Origin of the sequence: Pantoea sp. BJFS-204 (assembly GCF_049310725.1) — a bacterium.
Lineage (GTDB): Bacteria > Pseudomonadota > Gammaproteobacteria > Enterobacterales > Enterobacteriaceae > Pantoea > Pantoea agglomerans.
This window is the reverse complement of record NZ_JBMOWE010000001.1, coordinates 1207141-1222660: the sequence shown is the minus strand read 5'-3', so window position 1 is coordinate 1222660 and position 15520 is coordinate 1207141. Positions and strand designations below refer to the sequence as shown.

13 protein-coding genes are annotated in these 15520 nt (G+C 56.6%); 4 read left to right on the top strand and 9 right to left on the bottom strand.

All coding sequences use genetic code 11. The annotated features are described in order from the left end of the window. From rsxD to ydgT, 6 genes are all read right to left on the bottom strand, one after another. Positions 1-1059, bottom strand: a complete 1059-nt coding sequence (gene rsxD, locus ACO6VX_RS05560; RefSeq protein WP_422457866.1) for an electron transport complex subunit RsxD — start codon at positions 1057-1059, stop codon at positions 1-3. After that, entirely contained in the window at positions 1060-3600 is a 2541-nt protein-coding gene (rsxC, locus tag ACO6VX_RS05555; protein WP_163639425.1) for an electron transport complex subunit RsxC, read from the bottom strand. It abuts the gene before it with no gap. Beyond that, positions 3593-4171 (bottom strand): electron transport complex subunit RsxB, encoded by a 579-nt coding sequence (gene rsxB / locus ACO6VX_RS05550; RefSeq protein WP_010245386.1) that lies wholly within the window; start codon positions 4169-4171, stop codon positions 3593-3595. Before rsxB ends, rsxC begins: the two co-directional genes overlap by 8 nt. Then, positions 4171-4752 carry an electron transport complex subunit RsxA gene (gene rsxA, locus ACO6VX_RS05545; RefSeq protein ID WP_003853423.1) on the bottom strand — a complete coding sequence of 194 codons (582 nt, stop codon included), beginning with the start codon at positions 4750-4752 and terminating at the stop codon, positions 4171-4173. Before rsxA ends, rsxB begins: the two co-directional genes overlap by 1 nt. Positions 4753-4875: 123 nt before the next feature. Further along, the gene (locus tag ACO6VX_RS05540; protein ID WP_163639422.1) at positions 4876-5319 is read right to left on the bottom strand and encodes a DUF2569 domain-containing protein; all 444 of its coding nucleotides are present in this window, start codon (positions 5317-5319) and stop codon (positions 4876-4878) included. Positions 5320-5429: 110 nt separating this feature from the next. Further along, positions 5430-5645, bottom strand: coding sequence for a transcription modulator YdgT (gene ydgT / locus ACO6VX_RS05535; RefSeq protein ID WP_003853427.1), 216 nt, complete (start codon positions 5643-5645; stop codon positions 5430-5432). 686 nt (positions 5646-6331) lie between these two features. Here ydgT and ytfQ point away from each other — a divergent pair. The 4 genes from ytfQ to yjfF all read left to right on the top strand — a co-directional run bounded on the left by ytfQ (position 6332) and on the right by yjfF (position 10877). Further along, positions 6332-7288: a galactofuranose ABC transporter, galactofuranose-binding protein YtfQ gene (ytfQ, locus tag ACO6VX_RS05530; RefSeq protein ID WP_163639420.1), complete on the top strand. Its 957-nt coding sequence runs from the start codon at positions 6332-6334 to the stop codon at positions 7286-7288. 76 nt (positions 7289-7364) lie between these two features. After that, positions 7365-8885 (top strand): sugar ABC transporter ATP-binding protein, encoded by a 1521-nt coding sequence (locus ACO6VX_RS05525; RefSeq protein WP_010245377.1) that lies wholly within the window; start codon positions 7365-7367, stop codon positions 8883-8885. Continuing rightward, entirely contained in the window at positions 8878-9894 is a 1017-nt protein-coding gene (ytfT, locus tag ACO6VX_RS05520) for a galactofuranose ABC transporter, ATP-binding protein YtfT (RefSeq protein ID WP_010245375.1), read from the top strand. The genes ACO6VX_RS05525 and ytfT overlap by 8 nt, the downstream gene beginning before the upstream one ends. Beyond that, the gene (gene yjfF / locus ACO6VX_RS05515; RefSeq protein WP_010670080.1) at positions 9891-10877 is read left to right on the top strand and encodes a galactofuranose ABC transporter, permease protein YjfF; all 987 of its coding nucleotides are present in this window, start codon (positions 9891-9893) and stop codon (positions 10875-10877) included. Before ytfT ends, yjfF begins: the two co-directional genes overlap by 4 nt. Before the next feature lie 44 nt (positions 10878-10921). Here yjfF and ACO6VX_RS05510 read toward each other — a convergent pair whose 3' ends face one another. From ACO6VX_RS05510 to ACO6VX_RS05500, 3 genes are all read right to left on the bottom strand, one after another. Continuing rightward, entirely contained in the window at positions 10922-11389 is a 468-nt protein-coding gene (locus ACO6VX_RS05510) for a GNAT family N-acetyltransferase (protein WP_422457861.1), read from the bottom strand. 668 nt (positions 11390-12057) lie between these two features. Continuing rightward, a complete protein-coding gene (gene araA, locus ACO6VX_RS05505) occupies positions 12058-13557 on the bottom strand; it encodes an L-arabinose isomerase (protein WP_010670082.1) in 1500 nt (499 codons plus the stop codon). A gap of 202 nt (positions 13558-13759) precedes the next feature. After that, complete coding sequence (locus ACO6VX_RS05500; RefSeq protein ID WP_033757547.1) at positions 13760-15463, bottom strand: ribulokinase; 1704 nt, start codon at positions 15461-15463, stop codon at positions 13760-13762. Positions 15464-15520: the final 57 nt, after the last annotated feature.

The window sequence follows — 15520 nt, the reverse complement described above, 5'->3', positions numbered from 1 at the left end:
TTAATCCTTCTGATGGCCGTAAACGCGCGGCTGGGTGTAGTAATCGATGAGCGGCACGCAGATGTTCGCCAGCAGCACAGCAAACGCTACGCCATCGGGATAACCGCCAAAACTGCGGATCAGCCAGACCAGCAGTCCAATTAGCGCGCCATACACCAGGCGGCCACGGTTGGTGGTTGAAGCGGTCACCGGATCGGTGGCAATGAAGAACGCACCCAGCATGGTGGCACCGGAGAAAAGATGAATCAGCGGACTGTTCAGCGATTCTGGTGAGAAGAACCAGCCCAGCGTCGCGCAGAAGGCCAGTGACAGTAGCATGGCGGCAGGGACATGCCAGCGGATAGCATTTTTCCACAGCAGGAACAGGCCGCCGGCCAGATAACCCACGTTAACCCACTGCCAGCCGAGGCCCGCCAGCACACCGCTGTAAATCGGCTGCGCCAGCAGATGTTCAGCACTGTGCCCCGCGCGTAAACCAGTTTTAAACGTATCAAGCGGCGTCGCCTGGCTGATGCCATCAACACCCATCTGTAGCTGCTGCATGGTTTCACCCGCCAGCGTGTGGCCCTGGAACACCATGCTCAGGCTGTCCATCAGCCCGGGTTTGATCGCCTGAAGCGTATCGGGCGGCAACCAGCTGGTCATCTGCACCGGGAAGGAGATGAGCAGGACCACATAGCCCACCATCGCCGGGTTAAACGGGTTCTGACCCAGTCCGCCATAGAGTTGTTTCGCAATGACGACAGCAAACAGGGTACCGATCACCACCAGCCACCACGGCGCCAGCGGCGGCAGGCTGATACCGATCAGGACGGCGGTCAGCAGCGCCGAGTTATCCGCGAGGGTGCTGGCAACGGGCGCTTTGCGCAGTCGCAGAATCGCTGCCTCTGTCAGCCAGGCGGTCAGCGTCGCCAGAAAGACCTGTAAAAAGGTGCCGTAGCCAAAGAAATAACACTGTGCAGCAAAACCTGGCACCGCGGCCAGCACCACCAGCAGCATGATATTGCCGGTGCTGCGGCGATTATGGGTGTAAGGAGAACTTGCGATACGAAAAGCCATTTAATCCTCAAGCGTCGTAGACGACTGCGCTTTACGCGCTTTGGCACGGGCGATGGCGGCAGCAATAGCGGCCTTGCGCGCATCATCGGGTTGATTCAGTTCAGGTGCCTGTTCAGGTTCTGCATTGGCGTTGTTTGCCTGCTCCTGGGCCTGCTCCGCTTTATCCACCGCAAAATGCGCGGCGGTGGCCAGTGCTGCGGCATCACGTGAAGCGGCATCCGCCTCACTTTCCGCCTGAGCGGCTTTCTTCGCTTTGGCGCGGGCGATGGCGGCCTGAACCGCGGCTTTACGCGGATCGCTTTCAGCGACGGCGTCCGGCGCGGCTTCTGCAGTTTTGTCGCCTGCGGCCTGCGGTGCCTCGGCGGCTTCAGCCTGAGCGGCTTTCTTCGCTTTGGCGCGGGCGATGGCGGCCTGAACCGCTGCTTTACGCGGATCGCTTTCAGCGGCAGCCTCTGCAGCGCTGTCGCCTGCGGCCTGTGGTGCCTCGGCGTTTTCAGCCTGTGCGGCTTTCTTCGCTTTAGCGCGGGCGATGGCGGCCTGAACCGCGGCTTTACGCGGATCGCTTTCAGCGGCGGCGTCTGCAGCGCTGTCGGTTGCGGCCTGTGGTGCCTCGGTGCCTTCAGCCTGAGCGGCTTTCTTCGCTTTGGCGCGGGCAATGGCAGCCTGAACCGCGGCTTTACGCGGATCGGTCTCAGCGGCGGCGTCTGCAGCGCTGTCGGTTGCGGCCTGCGGTGCCTCGGTGCCTTCAGCCTGAGCGGCTTTCTTCGCTTTGGCACGGGCGATGGCGGCTTCGACTGCCGCTTTACGCGGATCGACACTGGCCTCAGCCTGGTTATCCGCCGCATCAACCGGCACTGTTTTCTTCGCTTTCGCCCGGGCAATAGCCGCTTCAACTGCCGCTTTACGCGGATCGACGGTCTGACGCGTCACCGGCTGGGTTTCAGCCTGCGCCTCGGCCTGACGCAGACGCGCCTGCGCATGGCGGGCTTCACGCTGGGCTTCAAGCGTTGCCTCATCCGGTTCGGCCGCCTGGCGGGCTTTCACCCGCGCTTTGGCCGCAGCCAGTTCGCTGGTATCGGTGCGGGCAACGCGTTGCTTCGCCTCTTCATGACGCGCTTCACGAGCCTGCTTTTCACGCTCCAGTCGCGCCTGACGGGCTTCGAAGCGTGCTTTGGCTTCCAGCGTGCGTTTCGCTTCCAGATCGATGGCGCGCAGTTCCGCTTTTTCCTGACGGTAATATTGCACCAGCGGAATATTGCTCGGGCAGACATAGGCGCAGGCACCACATTCGATGCAGTCATCAATATGGTGAGCGCGCGCTTTATCGTGATCGCCGCCCTGGCTGTACCAGTAAAGCTGCTGCGGCAGCAGTTTGGCCGGACAGGCATCGGCACAGGCTGAACAGCGAATGCAGGACTGCTCTTCGTCGTTGTTGCCCATCTCACTGGCAGACGGGGCCAGAATACAGTTGGTGATCTTCACCACCGGCACATCCAGCGATGGCAGGGTAAAGCCCATCAGCGGACCGCCCATGATCACCATCTGACGCGGCGCAGGCGTGAACCCGACCTGGTGCAACAGATGACTGATCGGGGTGCCGAGACGACTCCAGACGTTACGCGGCTGGGCAATCGCCTCGCCGGTCAGCGTCACAACGCGTTCGGTGATCGGTTCACCATTGATAATGGCCCGCTTAACCGCCCAGGCGGTGCCGACGTTCTGCATCAGCACGCCGATATCGGAGGAACGCCCGCCGTGCGGCACTTCCTTCCCGGTCAGGATGCGGGTCAACTGCTTGGCACCGCCGGAGGGATATTTGGTCGGGATGACCCGGATGTGCAGATCACGCTCGCTACCCAGCGCCTGCTTCAGTGCGGCAATGGCTTCAGGCTTGTTATCTTCAATGCCAATCAGCACCTGTTCAGCCTGTAACACCCAGGCGAGAATACGGCTGCCTTCCAGGACTTCGGCAGCGTAGTCCTGCATCAGACGATCGTCAGCGGTGATATAAGGCTCGCACTCCGCCGCATTAATGATCAGGGTTTTAACCCCGCGCAGGCCGCCCTTCAGTTTGGTGGCGGTGGGGAAACCCGCGCCGCCGAGACCGGCGATGCCGGCGTCGTGAATGCGTTGAACAATGTCGGCGCGAGGATGCTGACGGTAGTCAGGCAAGGGATCCAGCGGCATCCAGCGGTCGTCGCCATCTGGCGTCAGGAAAATGCAAAGCTCAGAGAGACCAGAAGGGTGCGCGGTCATATGCTGACCGATATCTTCAATCACGCCGGAGGTGGGCGCATGGACTGGCAGCATGCGGCCAGTGCCAAATGTCAGAGGCTGACCGCGCAGCACTTTGTCGCCAGGCGCAACGCAGATCTCACCTTCATGTCCGATATGCTGTTTCAGTGGGATAATAAAACGGTGCGGCAACGGCAGTTCGGAGAGCGGCGTGCCGTTGGACTGGGTTTTCATTTCCGGCGGATGAATACCACCCTGAAAATCCCAGACCTTCTCTTTTTTCAGGAAGTTAAACAGATTAAGCATGAGTTTCTACCGGGATCACCCGTACAGGAATGGTATTTAAATCCCACTTCCAGTTAGCTGGCGTGGTGGCAACCGGACGCATTTCAATACAGTCAGTCGGGCAGGGCGCGACACAGAGATCGCAGCCGGTGCAGACATCGCTCAGCACGGTGTGCATGGCGCGGGTTGCCCCGACAATGGCATCTACCGGACAAGCCTGAATACATTTGGTGCAGCCAATGCAGTTGGCTTCATCAATAAACGCCACGGTGCGTACCGGCTCTTTCGCCGTTTCATCGCCATCAATCGGCTGCGGTTCAACGTTAAGCAGGGCTGCCAGCTTGAGCATGGTCTGCTCACCACCTGGCGCGCATTTATTGATCGCTTCACCATTGTTACCGACCGCATCCGCATAGGGGCGACAGCCCGGATAGCCACACTGACCGCACTGGCTCTGCGGCAGAATGGCATCAATCTGCTCAACGATAGGATCTTCTTCGACTTCAAAGCGGCGCGAGGCGTAACCCAGCAGCGCGCCGAACACCAGGCTCAGCGCACTTAATACGGCAACAGCAATCCAGATCGCGGTCATCAGAATTTCACCAGACCGCTGAAGCCCATAAACGCCAGCGCCATCAGGCCCGCGGTAATCAGGGCGATGGAGTTGCCTTTAAACGGGGCAGGAACATTGGCCAGCACCAGCCGCTCGCGCATACCGGCGAACAGCACCATCACCAGCGAGAAGCCGATAGAGGCACTGAAACCATACAGCGCGGCCTGCATAAAGGTGTGGTTAAGGTTGACGCTCAGCAGAGGTACGCCCAGCACCGCACAGTTGGTGGTGATCAGCGGCAGAAAGATACCCAGCAGACGATAGAGCGACGGGCTGGTTTTACGCACCACCATTTCGGTGAACTGCACCACGACGGCGATCACCAGGATATAGGCCATGGTACGCAGATAGACCAGATCCAGCGGCAGCAGGATCAGATGGTTGACCAGCCATGCGCAGATCGAGGCCAGGGTAATGACGAATGTCGTGGCGAGGCCCATGCCAATCGCCGTTTCCAGTTTTTTGGAAACGCCCATAAAAGGACACAGGCCGAGAAACTTCACTAATACGAAGTTATTCACCAGCACGGTGCCAACAAAGAGAAGCAGATAATCGGTCATTTTTTCGCCTGGGAGCCAGAAAGCGGCTTATTATCATTGATAGCGCGGCGTATCTCAACACCTGCGCCATCTGCTGAGCGGCAGACCGCACTCAGAATTAAATTCCTGACATAACTCACAGCGTTATGGCGCGATAAAGGTCGTTTTTACCCGTTTTGAGCGTTTGAAGTAGGGCGCAAACACCGCAGCGGCCAGCAGCGACAGCAGTAATGTCTGGAGGGCACGGCTATCGGTAACCGGCGTAAAGGCAAAGGTTTTCAGCGCCAGCAGCACGGTAATCAGCAGCCAGAGCAGGTAGTGACGCGGCAGGCGGTGGGAGCGCTTAAAGAACAGCCAGCTGATCCAGAGACTATAAGCCCAGACCGCCACGGCGGTGAGCAGGGAAATAGCCCAGTAAGAGAAGAGTGTGCTGCCGTGAGAAAACAGCGCCACACGCCATTCCGGATTAAACAGTGGTGTCAGATACATCGCCAGCACCAGAACGGTGGTTAACAGGGTCATTATCAGCCAGGCCAGCGGCAGCAAAAGCCAGCCACCAATACGCGGCGCAGCAACCTGTTCATTCATCGTGGTTATTCCTGTCTCGGGGAGTCGAAGCGCAGCAGAATAACATGTCCAGAGGGGCACGCCCATCCGGACAAGATCAGCGGGATAAACAGCGATAAATTAGCCGAAAATCAGACCACGTAGCGCCACACCGTTTTAGGGACACAGCCGAGATCATATAACCGTCCGCCAGAGACCAGTTCAGCACGTCGGTGATCGGCAGCCCGGTACATATTGATGATTTCCAGATCATTCGTCAGGGAGTAATTAAGATGATCGAAAAGCTTTTCCAGACTGTCTGAATTATTTACTTTGCGGAATTTAAGCAGGTAATCGTGCGCAGTCATCATTGCCATAACAGATAGAAGTAACAAAGGAGTGCTCAGTATAGGGGGCAAGCTTATGCTGTCCAGATCATGCGGCTTAAAAAAGGCGAAAATCAGATAAAAGCACCTTATTAGTCACTAAAACTCCATATCTGGCTTTTTTACTATTGTCTGAGCCAGCAACTCAGCGTCTCTATCTTAAACACCTCACTAACTTATTACGGACAGAGCCGGCTTAAAGCGTTTAAAAGCAGAGGTTAAATATTATTTTTTTTCTTATTCAGCGCTGACAATGCATTAGTGGCTTCTTTCTCACCCTTTTAGCCCAAAAAATTAACCATTCTGCACTTAGTGCCAGAGAAACGTTTCGCCCCTGACTCAGGCCAGCGATCTACTGTGCGGACTATCACAAATCCCATTTTTTGTTCATCGCAGGCCGGATAACCCGTTTTGTACGCCTGGCTGTAATCGTTTCCAGTGGCAGTAAGCATAAGCGATTCTGTTTATTACAATTATTTAACGAGCAGATTTTTTCTACTCAGCCGTTTTATCCATAACTCCCTCGTCAGCCAAACCGTGTGACTACACGTAACCCCTTTAAATTGCTCTGTTTTGTGAAGTGTGTCGCCATTATGCACGCTTTTTTAGTCCAGTCTAAGCAGGCTTTCTACCCTAAACAGCAAACGCCTTTCAGAGGATTAAAAACTATGTGGAAACGTTTACTTCTGACCACGCTGGTCAGCGCCGCGTTAACCGGCCCGGTACTCGCTGCAGATATGACGGTCGGCTTCTCGCAGGTAGGTTCGGAATCTGGCTGGCGTTCGGCGGAAACCAACGTAGCGAAAAGCGAAGCCAAAAAACGCGGAATCACCCTGAAAATCGCCGACGGACAGCAGAAACAAGAGAATCAGATCAAGGCGGTACGTTCATTCATCGCTCAGGGCGTTGATGCCATCTTCATCGCACCGGTGGTGCAGACCGGCTGGGAGCCGGTACTGGAAGAAGCCAAAGATGCCAAAATCCCGGTTTACCTGCTGGACCGCGCCATTGTGGTAAAAGACAAATCGCTCTATCAGGCGGTGGTGACGGCTGACAACGTGCTGGAAGGCAAGCTGATTGGCGACTGGCTGGTGAAAACCGTGGGTGACAAGCAGTGTAACGTGGTGGAACTGCAGGGCACGGTGGGTGCCAGCGTGGCAATCGATCGTAAGAAAGGCTTTGCTGAAGCGATCAGCAACCATCCAAACATTAAAGTGATCCGCTCGCAGTCGGGTGACTTTACCCGCAGTAAGGGTAAAGAGGTGATGGAGAGCTTTATCAAGGCGGAGAACAACGGCAAAAACATCTGCATGGTTTACGCGCATAACGATGATATGGCGATCGGTGCCATTCAGGCGATTAAAGAAGCTGGCCTGAAACCGGGCAAAGATATTCTGACCGGCTCGATTGATGGTGTACCGGATATCTATAAAGCGATGCTGGCGGGTGAGGCTAACGCCAACGTGGAGCTGACGCCAAACATGGCTGGCCCGGCGTTTGATGCGCTGGAAAAATTCAAGAACGATGGCACGCTGCCGCCAAAAGTGATCAAGACCGAATCTAAGCTGTTCCTGCCTGCCGACGCGCAGAAGGAGCTGGATACCAAAAAAGGCATGGGTTACTGATTCACCGATCAGCCGCAGACCAGCCGCAGACCGCCTTACGGGGCGGTTTTTCATGACGTGAGGCGGAGTGAGCAGAATGACCACGCAAAATGAAACACCGCTGTTATCCATCAGCGGCGTCAGCAAAGGTTTTCCCGGCGTCAAAGCGCTGAATAATGTTTCCTTTGATATCCGTAAAGGGGAGATCATGGCGCTGCTGGGGGAGAACGGTGCCGGCAAGTCCACCCTGATTAAAGTGCTGACCGGTGTTTACAGCCGTGATGCAGGGACCATCACCCTGAATGGTGAGCCGATTACGCCGCATAACACGGCGCAGGCGCAGGAGATGGGTATCGGCACCGTTTATCAGGAAGTGAATATGCTGCCGAATATGTCGGTGGCAGATAACCTCTATATTGGCCGCGAACCGCGCCGCTTTGGCATGATTGACCGTCGCCGGATGGTGCGGGAGGCCGATGCGCTGATGCGGAATTATGGTTTTTCCCTCGATGTAACACGTCCGCTGGGCCACTACTCGGTGGCGATGCAGCAGATTATCGCCATCTGCCGCGCGGTCGATCTTTCCGCCCAGGTTTTGATCCTGGATGAGCCGACAGCCAGTCTGGATGCCAGCGAGGTTGAGATGCTGTTTACCCTGATGGCGCAGTTAAAAGCCAAAGGGATGAGCCTGATTTTTGTGACGCACTTTCTCGACCAGGTGTACCGCATTACTGACCGGATTACCGTGCTGCGTAACGGGCAATTTATCGCCACCCGCGATACCGCCACGCTGCCGCAGATTGAGCTGATTAAGCTGATGCTGGGTCGCGAACTGCTGGAGACGGCGCTGCAGCGGCAGGGCAGCACGCTGCGCAGCAATCAGCCGGTGGTGTCGTTTGAAGATTACGGCAGGAAAGGCACCATTGAGCCCTTTAACCTGGAAGTTCGTCCAGGCGAAGTCGTGGGACTGGCGGGGCTGCTGGGTTCGGGCCGCACCGAAACCGCCGAGGTGTTGTTTGGTATTCGTCGTGCCGACCGAGGAACAGCGAAGATCAAAGGCAAGGTGCAGCGCATTACTAATCCGGCGAAAGCCTCGCAGCTGGGCATGGGATTTTGCCCGGAAGACCGTAAGACAGACGGGATTATCGGCGCGGCCTCGGTTCGTGAAAATATTATTCTGGCGTTGCAGGCGCAGCGCGGCTGGCTACGGCCAATTAAAAAGCGTGAGCAGCAGGCGATTGCCGATCGTTTTATTAAGAGTCTGGGTATTCGTACGCCGCATGCAGAGCAGCCTGTGGAGCTGTTATCGGGCGGCAACCAGCAGAAGGTGCTGCTGTCGCGCTGGCTGGTGACCAAACCGCAGTTTTTAATCCTCGACGAACCAACGCGCGGCATTGATGTGGGCGCGCACGCCGAGATTATCCGTTTAATTGAATCCCTGTGCGCCGATGGTCTGGCGCTGCTGGTGATCTCCTCTGAACTCGAAGAGCTGGTCGGTTATGCCGATCGGGTGTTGATTATGCGCGATCTGAAGCAGGTGGCAGAAATTCCGCTGGAGCAGCTTTCGGTAGCGTCGATCGTCAATGCTATCGCGGACGGAGGGGTAAAACATGCTTGAGTCCCCTATGACATCTGAAAAAACGCCACGTCGTAAGCTGAAACTCCCGCCAGGGATGCCGCAAATCGCCGCGCTGCTGTTGGTGCTGTTGATTGACAGTCTGGTGGCCAATAACTTTTTTGCCGTGCATCTGCAGGATGGGCGTCTGTTCGGCAGTCCGATCGATATTCTTAACCGTGCGGCACCGGTTGCCCTGCTGGCGATCGGGATGACGCTGGTGATCGCCACCGGCGGCATCGATCTTTCCGTGGGTGCGGTGATGGCGATCGCAGGCGCGACGGCTGCGACATTGACCGTAGCCGGACACGGTGTGCCGTTTATTATTCTCTGCACGCTGGGAACCGGTTTAGCCTGTGGCGTATGGAATGGCGTGCTGGTGGCGCTGCTGCGTATTCAGCCATTTGTTGCCACGCTGATCCTGATGGTTGCCGGGCGCGGTATCGCTCAGCTGATTACGCAGGGGCAGATTGTGACGTTCGACAGTGACAGTCTTGGCTGGTTTGGTAACGGCTCGCTGTGGATGTTGCCGGTCCCGGTCTGGATCACGCTGGTGGTAGCGCTGGCGGTCTGGTTGCTGACGCGCAAAACCGCGCTGGGTCTGTTTATCGAAGCTGTGGGGATTAACCTGCGCGCGGCCCGTAACGCGGGGGTGACAGGCTGGCTGGTGGTGATGTCAACCTACGCCATAAGTGGCGTTTGTGCCGCAGTTGCGGGGCTGATCGTCGCGGCAGATATTCGCGGTGCGGATGCCAATAACGCCGGATTATGGCTGGAGCTGGATGCGATTCTCGCCGTGGTGATTGGCGGTGCGTCGCTGATGGGTGGCCGCTTTAATCTGGTGTTGTCGCTGATCGGTGCGCTGATTATTCAGTCGATGAATACCGGGATTTTGCTCTCCGGCTTCCCGCCTGAGCTGAATCAGGTGGTGAAAGCGGTGGTGGTGATGTGCGTGCTGTTGCTGCAGTCACCACGGTTTATTGCGATGTTGAAACGGAGACGCCCGACATGATTAAACGTCATCTTCCGCTGATGATCACCTTGCTGGTGTTTGTGGCGGGTTACCTGTTTTGTCTGAGTCAGTTTCCGGGCTTTGCCTCCACCCGGGTAATCTGCAATATCCTGACCGATAATGCTTTTCTTGGGATTATCGCCGTCGGCATGACCTTCGTGATTTTATCGGGCGGTATCGATCTGTCTGTGGGTGCCGTGATCGCCTTTACCGGCGTGTTTCTTGCCCGGGCGATCGGTGATTTTCATATCGATCCCTTGCTGGCATTTGCGCTGATTCTGTCGCTGGGCGCGCTGTTCGGGGCCATGATGGGCTGGCTGATCGATGCGCTGAAGATTCCGGCATTTATCATTACGCTGGCGGGGATGTTTTTCCTGCGCGGATGCAGTTATCTGGTGTCGGAGAACTCAATTCCTATCGATCATCCGTTCTACAGCATGCTTTCCAGTCTGGCGTGGAAAGTGCCGGGCGGTGGGCGTCTCAGCCTGCTGGCGGTGATTATGCTGGTGGTGGTGTTTGGCGGGATTATTCTGGCGCACCGCACGCGCTTTGGTAACCGGGTTTACGCCATCGGTGGCAATATGACATCCGCCCAGCTGATGGGCGTTTCGACCCGTGCGACCACCATTAAGATTTATATGCTTTCCACCACGCTGGCGACGCTGGCCGGGATCGTGTTCTCAATTTATACCTCGGCAGGTTATGCGCTGGCAGGGCTGGGTGTAGAGCTGGATGCGATCGCGTCAGTGGTGATTGGCGGCACGCTGCTGTCGGGTGGTGTGGGTACAGTTTTGGGCACGCTGTTCGGTGTGTTGATTCAGGGGCTGATTCAGACCTGGATTAACTTCGACGGTACGCTGAGTTCCTGGTGGACCAAGATCGCCATCGGAATTCTGCTGTTTGCGTTTATCGCCCTGCAGCGGTTACTGACGGTCATCTGGGATCGTCAGCAGAACGCGCCCGTTAAGCGATTACCTTCCTGAGTTCTTCAGTACTCCGGTCAATGGCGGCTCGCAGGAGCCGCCTTTTACTGCGCAAGGCGCAGCACCATTACCGTGACCTCTTCACCCGCGATTTGCCGCTGTTCCACCGCCTGCCATCCTGAACGCTGATAGAACGCCTGTTGATCGGGTGTATAGAGCCACAGTTCACCCATCTGCTGTTGTCTGGCTCGCGCAATCGCCTGCTGTATTAACGCTTTTGCCAAGCCCTGACCCCGGAATGCCTTGTCCGTCACCACCTCACCAATCCAGAATTCTCGTGCCGGAATGTCATCCAGTTCATAGCGAATGACGCTACAGGTCGCGACCACCGTTTCGCCATCCGGTGTGGCAATAAGAGTAAATTCTGCCGAAGGTTTCTGATTGCGCTGTTTTAAACGCTCAAGGATGGCAGGCGGGTGAGACCATGCAGGAAGGTGTGACCATTCAGTGTGCAACAGTTGTGCGGTTTGTCCGGCGAAGCCGGGATGTTGGTTTAGCTCGGCAATGTGCATGGCGCTGGCGACCTTTGTTTTGTCAGGCTACAAGCAATACAGGCTGGTGGGGGAAAGTGCAAGTTCATGAAAGGGTTAAGTTATAGCAAAGACTTTGGTTCTCTTTTGTATGACAGGAAAAACAATCGCTTTAGATTAAGGAGCAGGGTCAGGAAAGGTATGCCTGATCGCAAAGGATTCCCGCATCCATGCGGATCGGCCGCGCCATCCCTGGCGCGGACGCTTTGCTCTTCAGGCATACCATTCCTTCCCGGTTGGGCTAATGCATCGCTTCAAGAAGCAGGACAGTGGATATTTCTATTGATGGTGGATTAATACAAATTGCTGTTGGCTGATGAGAAAGGTCAGGAAAGGTATGCCTGATCGCAAAGGATTCCCGCATCCATGCGGATCGGCCGCGCCATTCCTGGCACGGACGCTTTGCTTTTCAGGCATACCATTCCTTCCCGGTTGGGCTTGATAATTGCTTTTAAAAACATGCGAGAAAGTATTAATAAGGGGTAGATAACGAGCAGTAAATTAAGGTGTTCGCCGCATGGAATTTTCAATTCCCGACTGAATAGCACAGTATTTATCAAAAACTGATGCCGCATAATCCTGCGTCGGCCGTTTCATTAACTTACTTAAGAGCGCTGTTAATTAAAAAATTGAACAGCGCCCTTTAGTTATTAACGTTTCAAACGGTAATACGCTTCGTTCCAGCGCAGTGCGTCTTTAAACGCAGGTAAACGCGTGTGCTCATCAATCACCAGCACTTCGATATCGTTCATCTCACCGTACAGATACATATCATCCAGCGTCAGCGCCTGGCTGAACACCGTATGGTGCGCGCCGCCGCCCAGAATCCACGCTTCGGATGCCGTTGCCAGTGACGGCTGGGCTTTCCACAGTGCGCGCGCAACCGGCAACTTCGGCAGCGGTTTCGGCTGTTCGATAGCATCCACCACGTTAACCAGCAGACGGAAACGATCACCCATATCAATTACGCTGGCGTTAATCGCGCGACCCGCTGGCGTTGAGAAAATCATGCGCGCCGGATCGGCTTTATCACCAATGCCCAGGAACTGCACATCGATCAATGGCTTCTCTTCAATGGCAATCGACGGGCAGACCTCCAGCATATGCGAGCCGAGAACCAGATCGTTACCGGGTGAGAAGTGATAGGTGTAATCCTCCATAAAGGAGGTGCCACCTTTGCGATCGCCTGCCAGTACTTTGAAAATGCGCAGCAGCGCAGCAGTCTTCCAGTCACCTTCACCTGCGAAGCCATAGCCCTGACCCATCAGACGCTGAACCGCCAGACCTGGCAACTGCGTCATGCCATGCAGCGTCTGGAAGTTGGTGGTGAAAGCGTGGCAGCCTTCTGCTTCCAGGAAACGCTTCAGACCCAGCTCGATGCGCGCGGCATCCAGCACGTTCTGACGCTTTTCGCCGCCGGAAGCGGCAACATCGGTAAAGCGATAAAGGCTTTCATATTCATCGACCAGCGCATTCACGTCGCCATCGCTGACGCCATTGATCACCTCAACCAGATCGCCGACGCCCCAGCCATTCACCGAATAACCGAACTGAATCTGCGCGGCGACTTTATCGCCTTCGGTCACGGCCACTTCACGCATGTTGTCGCCAAAACGCGCAACTTTCAGCTGCTGACTGGCCTGTTTTGTCAGTGCTGCACGCATCCAGTTGCCGAGGCGCTGCTGGCTGGCGCTATCCTGCCAGTGACCGGTCACCACGCTGTGCTGCAGGCCCATACGGGCGCCGATGAAACCGAACTCGCGGCCGCCGTGTGCGGTCTGGTTCAGGTTCATAAAGTCCATGTCCATGCTGTCCCACGGAATCTCCGCATTGAACTGGGTATGGAATTGCAGCAGCGGCTTATTCAGCACGCTCAGACCACCGATCCACATTTTGGCCGGGGAGAAGGTGTGCAGCCAGGTAATAATACCGACGCACTCCTTGTCATAATTGGCGTCGCGACACAGAGCCAGCGCTTCATCCGGTGACTTAACCAGCGGTTTCAGCTCCAGACGCAGCGGTAAACCGGCCTGATTTAAACCCTCTACCACCTGACGTGCATTCTGTTCAACCTGGCGTAACGTCTCCGCCCCGTAGAGGTGCTGCGTGCCGATGACAAACCACACGCTGTAGCTGTTTGACTGTTCCATAAAATCACTCCTTTACTTTGAGCCTACCTCAATAGGCTATTTTATTTGTCAGTCTGAACCTGGGCAGTGCTCACACAGGCTGCTTTAGCAACCTGAACGCCCGTCAGGGCGGCCCTGAAAGGGCGAGCGTAGCGAGTAATCCTCACGTACTCCGTGTACTACGGATTGTTCCGCGCTGTCCGTGTCCAGACTGCCTGCAACATTACGCCTGCTGAGATAGGCTCTTAGCGGAAGCGGGGCGTGCGGCGTATTGCGGTTCAGCCGCCACGCACCATTGTTGATAGCGTTGATAAAGTTGTTGATAGCGTGCGACGCGCGCCGGATCGGGCTGCAGCGTCACGGCAATCGGGCTGGCCATCACCTGCTGGGCGTCGGGAACGCTGGCATGCACACCGGCGGCGACGGCGGCGAAAATGGCCGCACCCAGCGCACAGCACTCGTCAGAGGCGACGATATCCAGTGGGCGGTTCATCACATCGCAGCAGGCCTGCATAATCGCCGGGGATTTCCGCGCGATGCCGCCCAGGGTCAGAATGCTCTCGACCGGGATCTGCTGCTGTTCGAAGCACTCCATAATTGCGCGTGCGCCAAATGCGGTGGCGGCGACCAGACCACCAAACAGGGCGGGGGCATCGGTGCCCAGATTGAGGTCGGTAATCACCCCTTTCAGCCGCTGATTAGCATTTGGCGTGCGGCGACCGTTAAACCAGTCCAGCACCACCGGCAGATGGTCGAGCTGCGGGTTTGCGGCCCAGGCCTCGGTCAGATCTTTAATCAGACTCTTTTGCATCTCAGCCAGCTGAGGCTTCAGCTCCGGATGCTGCTGCGCCGCCAGCTGCAGCGGCCAGCCCAGTAAACGGCTGAACCAGGCGTAGATATCACCAAAGGCAGACTGACCCGCCTCCAGCCCGATAGCGCCTGGCATTACGCTGCCATCGACCTGACCACAGATGCCTTTGATGTCGCGATCGCCGACCTTTTCACTATCCGCAATCAGGATGTCGCAGGTCGAGGTGCCGATCACTTTCACCAGGGTATAGGGTTTGGCACCGCCACCGACCGCGCCCATATGGCAGTCAAATGCGCCACCCGAAAGCGTCACGGTTTGCGTCAGGCCAAGACGCTGCGCCCATTCAGGGCTAAGCGTGCCGACAGGCAGATCAGCGGTCCAGGTATCGGTAAACAGGGGAGAGTCGAGCTGTTGCGTTAACAGCGGGTCCAGCGCATTGAGAAAATCCACATCGGGCAGGCCGTTCCAGTCGCCGTGCCACAGCGCCTTGTGCCCGGCCGCACAGCGGCCGCGGCGCAATTTGTCAGGTGCGGTGGTGCCGCTTAACAGGGCTGGCACCCAGTCGCACAGTTCGACCCAGGAGACAGCGGCGTCACGCACGGCCGCATCTTCACGCGATACGTGCAGAATCTTCGCCCAGAACCACTCCGAGGAGTAAATCCCGCCAATATAGCGGCTGTAATCCAGGAAGCGGCCGCTGTGGCACAGCTGATTGATCTCTTCCGCTTCTTCTATAGCGGTGTGATCTTTCCACAACACAAACATCGCGTTGGGGTTGTCGGCGAACTCCGGACGCAGCGCCAGCACGTTGCCGTCGCGGTCAATAGGGGCAGGGGTCGAACCGGTGCTGTCAACACCAATGCCGACCACGGCGTTGCGCTGATCTTCACTCAGTGCATTCAGCACGCCGAGCAGTGCCTGCTCCATGGCGTCGATGTAATCCTGTGGATGGTGACGAAAACGGTTAGTGTGCGGATCGCTGTATAAGCCCTGTTGCCAGCGCGGATAGCTGAACACCGCACTCTGCAGCTCTTTGCCGCTATGACAATCCACGGCCAGCGCACGCACCGAATCACTACCAAAGTCCAGCCCAAGGGTGATGGCTCCAGCACGCATCGGAATCTCCTGTAGTTAGTTAACTCCTGTATCCTGGGTTCGGCGCGCCAAATCAGT